Source organism: Paucibacter sp. XJ19-41 (genome assembly GCF_028462495.1).
Lineage (GTDB): Bacteria > Pseudomonadota > Gammaproteobacteria > Burkholderiales > Burkholderiaceae_C > Roseateles_E.
This window is the reverse complement of the sequence record NZ_JAQOWX010000175.1, coordinates 1-8,300: the sequence shown is the minus strand read 5'-3', so window position 1 is coordinate 8,300 and position 8,300 is coordinate 1. Positions and strand designations below refer to the sequence as shown.

The 8,300-nt window shown below is 68.3% G+C and carries 8 protein-coding genes and 1 pseudogene; 2 read left to right on the top strand and 7 right to left on the bottom strand.

Annotated features, from left to right (window positions below; translation table 11 throughout):
- Positions 1–35 precede the first annotated feature (35 nt).
- The 6 genes and pseudogenes from PO768_RS26805 to PO768_RS26780 form a co-directional block, all read right to left on the bottom strand.
- Positions 36–333 (bottom strand): annotated as a pseudogene (locus tag PO768_RS26805) (ATP-binding cassette domain-containing protein); the annotation flags it as partial.
- Positions 334–485: 152 nt separating this feature from the next.
- Positions 486–1,325: a PEP-CTERM sorting domain-containing protein gene (locus tag PO768_RS26800; protein WP_272648497.1), complete on the bottom strand. Its 840-nt coding sequence runs from the start codon at positions 1,323–1,325 to the stop codon at positions 486–488.
- A gap of 32 nt (positions 1,326–1,357) precedes the next feature.
- Positions 1,358–2,116, bottom strand: coding sequence for a PEP-CTERM sorting domain-containing protein (locus PO768_RS26795; RefSeq protein WP_272648496.1), 759 nt, complete (start codon positions 2,114–2,116; stop codon positions 1,358–1,360).
- A 26-nt stretch (positions 2,117–2,142) separates the two neighbouring features.
- Positions 2,143–4,515 (bottom strand): pectate lyase family protein, encoded by a 2,373-nt coding sequence (locus PO768_RS26790; RefSeq protein ID WP_272648495.1) that lies wholly within the window; start codon positions 4,513–4,515, stop codon positions 2,143–2,145.
- 378 nt (positions 4,516–4,893) lie between these two features.
- The gene (gene rraA / locus PO768_RS26785) at positions 4,894–5,394 is read right to left on the bottom strand and encodes a ribonuclease E activity regulator RraA (RefSeq protein ID WP_272648494.1); all 501 of its coding nucleotides are present in this window, start codon (positions 5,392–5,394) and stop codon (positions 4,894–4,896) included.
- 30 nt (positions 5,395–5,424) lie between these two features.
- Positions 5,425–5,655: an RNA-binding S4 domain-containing protein gene (locus PO768_RS26780; protein ID WP_272648493.1), complete on the bottom strand. Its 231-nt coding sequence runs from the start codon at positions 5,653–5,655 to the stop codon at positions 5,425–5,427.
- 102 nt (positions 5,656–5,757) lie between these two features.
- On the opposite strand from PO768_RS26780, the gene PO768_RS26775 reads away from it, so the two are divergent.
- Complete coding sequence (locus tag PO768_RS26775) at positions 5,758–6,237, top strand: DUF6985 domain-containing protein (RefSeq protein ID WP_272648492.1); 480 nt, start codon at positions 5,758–5,760, stop codon at positions 6,235–6,237.
- 82 nt (positions 6,238–6,319) lie between these two features.
- Positions 6,320–7,132 (top strand): inositol monophosphatase family protein, encoded by an 813-nt coding sequence (locus tag PO768_RS26770; protein WP_272648491.1) that lies wholly within the window; start codon positions 6,320–6,322, stop codon positions 7,130–7,132.
- A gap of 43 nt (positions 7,133–7,175) precedes the next feature.
- Here PO768_RS26770 and PO768_RS26765 read toward each other — a convergent pair.
- Positions 7,176–8,300: thiamine pyrophosphate-dependent enzyme (locus PO768_RS26765; protein WP_272648490.1), on the bottom strand; the 1,125-nt coding region annotated here is incomplete at its 5' end.

Here is an 8,300-nt window from a genome sequence, read left to right as displayed (position 1 = left end):
TCCGCCTGGTTGGTACGGCGGGAGGGGGCAGGTCACAGGATCTCGGCCTGGATGGTCACGTCCAGAGCGGTGGTCGGTTCGTCGGCCACCAACAGGCGCGGCCGGCTGGCCACCGCCATCGCGATCATCACGCGCTAGCGCTGAGCTGGTGCGGGAAGTCGTGGAAGCGGCGCTGCGGCTCGGGCAGCTTGACCAGATCCAGCAGCTGACCGCCCGCGCGGCGGCGGCCGCAGCCGACAGCGGCCGGTGCAGGCGCAGCGTCTCCAACACCTGGTCGCCGACACTCAGCACCGGATTCAGCGAACTCATCGGCGCCTGGAAGATCATCGCGACCGTGCTGCGGCAGCGCCAGCAGGTCGCGCCCCTCCAACAGGATCTGGCCGCTGACCATACGCAGTCGGGCGGCCACGTCCAACAAAGCTTTGCGCATCTGCTTGTGCGTTCAAGCACCGGACCGCAGCCGCCCCGGGGTCAGCGCCGTCCGCTCAGCGGCGCCGGCGCCGCGCCATCGCGCCGACTACCCCCAGACCGGCCAGCAGCAAGGCATAGCTGGACGGCTCGGGCACGGCCGTTACCGCCAGCACGTCGGAGACGATGGGCGTGCTGTTGGATTCAGCAATGGTGCTCCAGTTGGCCCCCACGGCCAGCGCGGCCTTCAACTCATCCATCGATGCGAACGGGGTGTCGGCACTGCTGGTCTGGGCGGTGAACTGGGTGTAGCGGGTCGTGGCATTGTTCATCCGGTATTCGCGCACCTGGATGCCGCTCAGGCCGGTCGCCGCGAAGGGGTTGTCGGAGCTGGCGTATGGCGTGGCGCGGTTGGCAATCGCCCCCAGAAAGGTGATGGCCGAGGGCGCGTAGTTGCTGGCATAGGCCGAGGCCTGGAAGGCATAGAGGATGTCGCCGCCGCTAGAGATGTTGGACGCGCCGCCATTCAGATTGCTCACCGTGCCGTTGACCACGCCGCCCGCCGCGCCGGACCTGGCCGCGTACTGGCCGTTGACGCCGGTGCCCAGCAGGGCCACCGAGGTCCCGGCGGCCACATCGGCGGCGGCCGTCCAGGACCAGAAGGTCTCGGCGCTGTTCGAGAAGACGCCCGACGAAGTCGAGGTCTGCAGCACATTGGTGTCGGTGAAATAGATCGTCGTGCCGGCGCTGAGGTCGACGAAGCTGACGAAGGACCAGCCGCCCACCGTGGTGTTGCCGTTCACGCCGGTGAAGGCGAAGTCGGTCTGGCCCAGGGTGGTGGCGGCTTGTGCGCCACCGATAGCTGCGGCTCCAGCCAGCGCGCTCAGGATCAGGGTCTTTTTGTTCAGTGTTGTCATGAGGTGTCTCCGTTGAAATAGATGTTGTTGATTCAGAACCGGCGGCGCCACGCAGCGCCGCCCAGGGCCAGCAGGCCGGCCAGCATCAGCAGCAGCGAGGCCGGTTCGGGCACGGCGCTGACGCTGCTCAAGACGAGGTTGTCGATCGCGATGCCGTAGTAGCTGTCGCGGTGATAGAGCGAGAAACCGGCGATGTCGGCCACCCCGCCGTCGCGGGCATAGGCGTAATAGCCATTGCTGACGGCGCCCAGAGCCTGGGTCGCGATCAGGCTGCCGTCGGCGCGGTAGAGGCTGAGCCAGGCCGGCCCGCCACCGGCCTCGCGCAGCTGAAAGCCCAGCGCGGACTGCCCGCTGGCGAAGCGGGCCGAGATCGCACCAAAGCCGAAGGGATCGCTGCCGTCCTCGTGCTGAGGGCCGATGCCGGCCAGCGCGATGCCGTCGGCGTCGCCATAGTCGTAGGCGCCCAGATTGGCGCCGGCCGCGCCGGCCAGCAGGTTCAGGCCGGTCAGTGGCACGCCGAAGCTCAGGTCATCGAACCAGTCCTGTGCGATCTCGCCGGGCCGCGGCGCCCTGCCGACGCCCAGTTCCTGGCCGGCAAAGCGCTCGCCGAACTGCACGCCGCCCAGCGTCAGGCTGCCCTCGATCAGGCTTCCCAGCGGGTCGCTGACCACCAGGCTCTCAAAGTCCACCCGCGTGCCCTGCAGCGCGCCGTAGTCCGTGCTGTGCACGGCGGCCTGGGCGGGGCCTAGCAGCGCAGCGCCCAGGCTCAGCGCCATCAATGTCTTGTTCATCATCTTCTCTGTCTCCTTGTTGTGGCTCAGGGGCCGCCAACGACGCTGACGTTGTCGAACGCCGCCGTCGTCAACACCGTATTGCTGCCCGAAGACAGCGCCAGGCCCACCTGCAGCGCGGCCGCGCTGACATTGGTGTTGGTCCGCTCGGTCCAGTTCAGCCCGTCGGTCGAGGCGGCCGAATACAGTGCATTGCCGCGCCGCTGCACCCGCAGCCAGACCGGCAGGGTCGAGCTGCTGTAGCCGCTGATCGAGGACTTGGCATTGGCGTTGACGGCAGCGCGGATCTCGCCGGTCGAGGCGTAGCGGGCAGTCCAGGCGTAAACAGGGGCGCCGCTCAGGCCCTCGATCGCGACAATGCCGGCCCGCGCCGAGGACTCGCTGCCGCCCTGCTGGAGCAGCCGTGCGGTGAAGGTGAAATTGCCGCTCAGCGTGATGTACTTGAAATTGAAGTTGTAGCTGTTGGCGTTCTCCATCTTGCCGGCGCCGCTGAGCACATAGGTGCCGCTGGCCGCGTCATAGCCAGCCGCCGGCACCGGCACGGTGATCTGGCTGCTGAGCAACTGTTCGCCACCAGTGCCGGCGCAGGGCAGGATCACGGTGCAGCCGCTGCCTTCCGGCGGCGTGGGGATCGGCGTTGGCGTTGGCGTTGGCGTTGGCGTGGGCGTGGGCGTGGGCGTGGGCGTGGGCGTGGGCGTGGGTGTGGGTGTGGGTGTGGGTGTCGGGCTGGGGCTGGGCGCCGGGCCGGTCAGCGCGAACGGGCCCAGGCGCCCGGCGCCCACCGAGCGCTTGATCGCCTCGCGCAGGCTGTCGGCCGGGCGCAGCGTGTAGGAGTAAGGCGGCACCCAGAGCTTCGCCACCGGCAGGCTGTCGCAGCCCTGCAGCTGGGCGTCGATCACAGCGCTCATCGGCTTGCCGTCATCGTCCTTGTCGCTGATGAAGCGATGACCGCTGCTGCGGAAGCTGATGGCCTGCTTGCCGCCGGCCAGCTTGCCGCAGATCTCCTTGGGTTTGAGGCCGGTGAATTCGTAGAAATTGCTCTCCGAAATCACATCGGCCTGGTAGCGAACATCCAGGGCTTGGCCGAACTTCAGGTCATCGTCCTGGGTCGAGGTCGAGCCGCTGACCAGGTTGTTGTAGAGATGGACCTGGCCGAAGCGCACCAGCGGCTGGCGGCTGCCGATGCTGTCCCACCAGTTGCCGGTGAAGGTCACATGCAGGCGGCCGGCATCGCTCCAGGCCCGGCCCGAGTCGCCATTGCCCACCAGGGTCAGCTTGCCGTGGCGGCTGAAATGGCTGTTGGAGACGGTGATGTAGTCCGAGCCACGCACGATGTCCAGACCGCCGTCGTGGCGGGTGTCGCTGGCCAGCGAGTCGGGCGTGTCGCCGTCGCTGATCGAGACCTGGTCGATCCAGATCTGCTGGCCGCGGGTGATCGCCAGGCCGTCCATATAGGCGTTGGCACTGTCCTCGGGGTTGACGTCCCAGGGCGTGTCTATGGCTAGATTGCGCAGGATGATGTTGCGCGTCCAGGTCGGGAAGAGCTCGGGGTCCTTGCCCTCGGCCACCCATTTCTTGAAGTCCGCCTCGGCACCGGCGGCGGTGGTCGCGGCCTCGCGGCCGATCAGGATCTGGGTGCCAGTGATGCGGGCCGGCCGGCCGTTGGCATCATTGATGCCCACCAGCGTGGTGTTGGACGGGATCGCAAAACTGCCGCCGTTCTTCTGGTCCTCGTAGCCGGTGTACTCCTCGAACACCGTGTTGCCGGCGCGCCAGCGGAAGTCGATATGGCCGACGATGCGGATGATCTTGGGCTCGTTCCTGCCCTCGCGGATCGCGGCCAGCAACTGCTCCTTGTTGAAGACCGTGTAGATGCGATTCGCCGCTGCGGACGAGCCACCACTCACCCGCACCCGGCCCTGGCGCGAGTAGCTGTGCCAGCCGATATCGGGCGCGACCTCGCGCTCGAAGCTCAGCACCCCATGGCTCGGGTCGCTGCTGGCGAACTGCCAGGCCGGCAGTCGCGGCGCGGCGCGGTAATTGGCCGGGTCGTGCAGATTGCCAATCTTGACAGGCGCTGCATAGGTCCGTTCGCCGACATCGAGCAGCAGCGGCGCACCGGTGTCGGTCAGGCTCAGCGCGTCGATCACCGCGACGGGCGGCGGTGTGCTCGGGCGCGGTGCGCGGGCATTGGCCGTCTTGGCCAGGCCGTCGGCTTGGGCAGCATCGGCGTTGGCGATGCCGGCCGTGGGTCCAGCATTGAGGCCGACACTGAGTGCCTGGCTCGGAGGCTCGCCGCCACCGCCACCGCCACCGCCACAGGCCAGCAGGCCCAGCGAGATCGACGCGGCCAGCAGGCGTGGGCCTCCCGGTCTGGAGGATGTCTTGTCTTTGCGCATGTCTAGTCTCCTGCAGCACCTGCGGCTCAAGGCCGTCTCGAGGGCGCGCTATCACAGTCTTGCAATCAGGGCACGCGGCGGCGCCACCTGCGGTCGGGCGGATGGACGGGAGCCGGTGGACGACGGGGATTCGGCGGCAGGCCGAGCGGACGGGTCGCCGGCAGCACGCGAAGGGTGCTAGCGCGGCACAACGTCAGGCGGGCAATGGCGGCAGGCGCATTGCGCGGCGGGGCTGCGGCAGCAGCAGGGCTGCCGGGAGAGGATCCCGCTCTTGCGCGACAGACCTTGAGGTCTTGGAACAGTGTTTCGTTTTCTGGACCGCCGGTCTATGCAGGCAATCCCTGAATCGGCGGTCCGCCCCCGAGTCGGGGGGCTGGCTCAGGACGTGTGCAAGGGCTTGGCGCCGATCACCACGCCGTCCTCATCGGCGTACAGCCAGTCGCCCGGCCTGATCCACAGCCCATGCAGCTGCAGGGCCACATCGGCCTGGCCCTGGCCGCGCCGCTCGGTAGGCATGGGTACATGGCCCAGCGCCAGGATGCCGAGCTGAGCGGCGCGCAATTCGGCCAGATCGCGCACGCAGCCATGGATCAGCAGACCGGCCCAGCCGTTCTTCGCGGCGGCGGCGGCCAGGTTGCCGCCGATCAGCGCTCGCTGCATAGAAGCGCCGCCGTCGAACACCAGCACCCGCCCCTGACCGGGGCTCTCGACCGCGCTCTTGAGCAGGCTGTTGTCCTCCAGCGCGCGCACCGTCGTGACCGGGCCGGCAAAGCGCGCCAGGCCGCCATAGCTGCGGTAGAGGCCGCCGGGGATGACGCGGACCTCGCCGCTGTCATCGCTCTTGTGCTCGTCGCAGAAATCGCAGGTCGAAAAGTTCATCGGCGGCTTCCTTGTGCTTCAGTGCTTGCGCTAGTCTTGCAGCGGATCGGCCAGCACCTTGATGCGCGCGCCCTGCAGGCTCACGACCTGGCCGGCGCGGATCTTGGCGGTCTTGCGCAGCTCGGTCTGGCCGTCCACCTGCACCTGGCTCTCGGTGATCATCATGCGGGCCACGCCGCCGCTGTCGGCCAGGCCGGTGGCTTTGAGCAGCTTGTCGAGCTCGATGTACTCGCCGCGAAGTTCGAAGGGAATGTCTTGCATGGACGGATTGTCGCCGAGGCACGGCGCGGCGATTCCATCCGACCGGAGGCGATCTTGTCGGCGCTGTGGATGCTAGGCTTCTACCCGGGAGGATGAGCGCGCATGTTTGGCCTGTTCAAGACGAAAGACTACCAACACCCGGAACTCGGCGCTTTCAGCTGGGAACGCGGATGCTGGCGCGGACAGTGTGCGCTTGCAGGCGGAACCACCGTGCCGCTCATCATCGGCGGTTCGCGCCAAGGGCCGGATCACGCGGCCTTTGTCCATGCCATCAGGCTGGGCGAGGACCTCCGGCAGATCGAGTCGCAGCTCAAACAGGCCCTGTTCGATCACCACTTGCCCTATGCCGAGGCTTTCCAGCGGGGCCGACTGACGCTCGAAGACGGGCCGTTTCCAGTTGTAGCCGATGCGAACCAGGCGCTCGCGCTCGCCGAGGTAGAGGCCGTCGTGATCGTAGAGTTGGACGACGAACTCGCCACCGAGGTCTGCTACCGCGTGCCCTGGGACGAAGAGCACACCCTCGGCGCCAGATTTCGTGGCCCCCGGTGGATCGAGCTGTGCGGCAGCACCCTCGTGCCGTAGGGGCCGGGGCTCGCTGCTCCGCGCTACTGCGAGGCTCACGCCGAAGCTGCTGCGGGCCTGAGTTCCGCATCGCGAGCCAGCCATGCTGAGCACCGCCGTCGACCTGGCGCAGGCCGCCGGCACGGTCCTGATGCAGTCCTTTGGCAGCCGGCATGCCGTCGTGGCCCAGAAGGGTGATATCAGCAATGTGCTCACCGAGGCGGATCTGGCCTCCGAGCGCGTCATCCTCGATGGCTTGCGGCGCCGATTTCCGGGCCACGGCGTGATCGCAGAGGAAACGGGTTTTCTTGCCGGCACATCCGAGTACACCTGGATCGTCGACCCCTTGGACGGCAGCTCCAACTATGCTGCCGGGATTCCCTGGTTCGGTGTGCTGGTCGCGCTGCTGCATGAAGCGCGTCCGGTGGCTGCGGTGCTGCACCTGCCGGTCAGCTGCGAGACCTACACCGCCGAGGCCGGCGGCGGCGCCTTTCTCAATGGCCGCCGCGTTGCCGTGTCGAATGCCGAGGCCCTGAGCGAGGTCTTGTGGGCTTACGGCATGGACGCGAAGCCGACCGCGCACGAACGCGAGCAGGACGCGCGCCTGCTGTCAGGCCTGCTGGCCCGCGTGCGCAATGTGCGGGCGACCAACAGCCTGGTGGACGCCGCCCTGACGGCCGACGGCCGGCTGGGCGGCATGCTCAACCGCTCGACTCGCATCTGGGACATCGCCGCGCCGCTGCTGATCGTCTCGGAAGCGGGCGGCCTGTACACGACGCCCTCGGGCGCGCCGCTGTCACTGAACCCTGCGGTCGACGCGCCGGATCGAGTTTATGCCGTGCTGGCCGGCGCACCGCAGTTGCACCGGCAGGTCGTCGATCTCATTCGCGATGGTCAGGGCGCGCCCGGCGAGTAGCCGGTCTGCAGGGCGCTGTCAGCCGCATCGCCCCGTCCGTCGCTCAAGCAGCACTGCCCAGACGCTGTCTGGCCGCCTCGCGGATCGCCGTCAGCGTGCTGCGGCTGGTCGAGACATCGGTGGACAGGCGCAGATGCAAGAGCGTGGGCTTGCCGGCGGCCAGCGCGGCCTGCAGCGCCGGGGCGAAGTCCTCGGTGTGATCGACACGCCGGGCGGCCCAGCCATAGGCCAGCGCCAGTTGCACGAAGTCGGGGTTGAAGAGATCGCTGCCCGAGACCCGGCCCGGGTACTCGCGCTCCTGGTGCATCCGAATCGTGCCGTAGGTGCCGTTGTCGACCACCACCGAGATCAGGCGCTTGGCGCCATAGCCGGTGGCGGTGGCCAGCTCCTGGCCGGTCATCAGGAAGTCGCCATCACCGGCGATATTGACGACCCAGCGCTCGGGATCGAGCAGGCTGGCCGCCACGGCCGCCGGCACGCCGTAACCCATCGCGCCCGAGGTCGGGGCCAGCTGGGTGCGGCCATGCTGGTGCAGCGCCGGGTACTGATGGAAGCGGTGCAGCCAGCCGCTGTAGTTGCCGGCGCCATTGGTGAAGATGGTGCCCTCGGGCATCGCCCGGCTCAGGGTCTTGACGACCTCGGCCATGTCCAGCGGGCTGACCGGCTGGGGGAGCAGATTCGCTTGGTAGTCGGCATGGGCCTGATGCGCCCAGTCGGTCCAGGCGACGCTGTCCGGTGCCGCCATGCTCTGCAGCGCCTGGGCCGCACAGCTCATGCTGGCATTGATCATCAGATCGGCCGCATAGACACGGCCCAGCTCCTCGGCGCCGGCGTGGATGTGCAGCAGTTGCTGGCTGGGGCGCGGTGCCTGCAGCAAGGTGTAGCCACCGGTGGTCATCTCGCCCAGGCGCGGGCCTACCGCCAGGATCAGGTCGGCCTGTTGCACCCGCTGCGCCAGCTTCGGATTGATGCCGATGCCCACATCGCCGGCATAAAGCGGATGGCGGTTATCGAACAGATCCTGGAAGCGGAAGGCACAGCCGACCGGCAGCTGCCAGGCCTCGGCAAAGCGCTGCAGCGCCGCGCAGCTGTCAGGCGTCCAGCCGCCGCCGCCGACGATCACCAGGGGCCGCTGGGCCGCCAGCAGCCGCGAGCGCAGATCGGCCAG

Coding starts and splice junctions, on each gene's coding strand:
- PO768_RS26800 (WP_272648497.1), bottom strand. CDS start 1,325: ATGACAACACTGAACAAAAAGACCCTGATCCTGAGCGCGCTGGCTGGA.
- rraA (WP_272648494.1), bottom strand. CDS start 5,394: ATGAACTTTTCGACCTGCGATTTCTGCGACGAGCACAAGAGCGATGAC.
- PO768_RS26770 (WP_272648491.1), top strand. CDS start 6,320: ATGCTGAGCACCGCCGTCGACCTGGCGCAGGCCGCCGGCACGGTCCTG.
- PO768_RS26775 (WP_272648492.1), top strand. CDS start 5,758: ATGTTTGGCCTGTTCAAGACGAAAGACTACCAACACCCGGAACTCGGC.
- PO768_RS26795 (WP_272648496.1), bottom strand. CDS start 2,116: ATGAACAAGACATTGATGGCGCTGAGCCTGGGCGCTGCGCTGCTAGGC.
- PO768_RS26780 (WP_272648493.1), bottom strand. CDS start 5,655: ATGCAAGACATTCCCTTCGAACTTCGCGGCGAGTACATCGAGCTCGAC.
- PO768_RS26790 (WP_272648495.1), bottom strand. CDS start 4,515: ATGCGCAAAGACAAGACATCCTCCAGACCGGGAGGCCCACGCCTGCTG.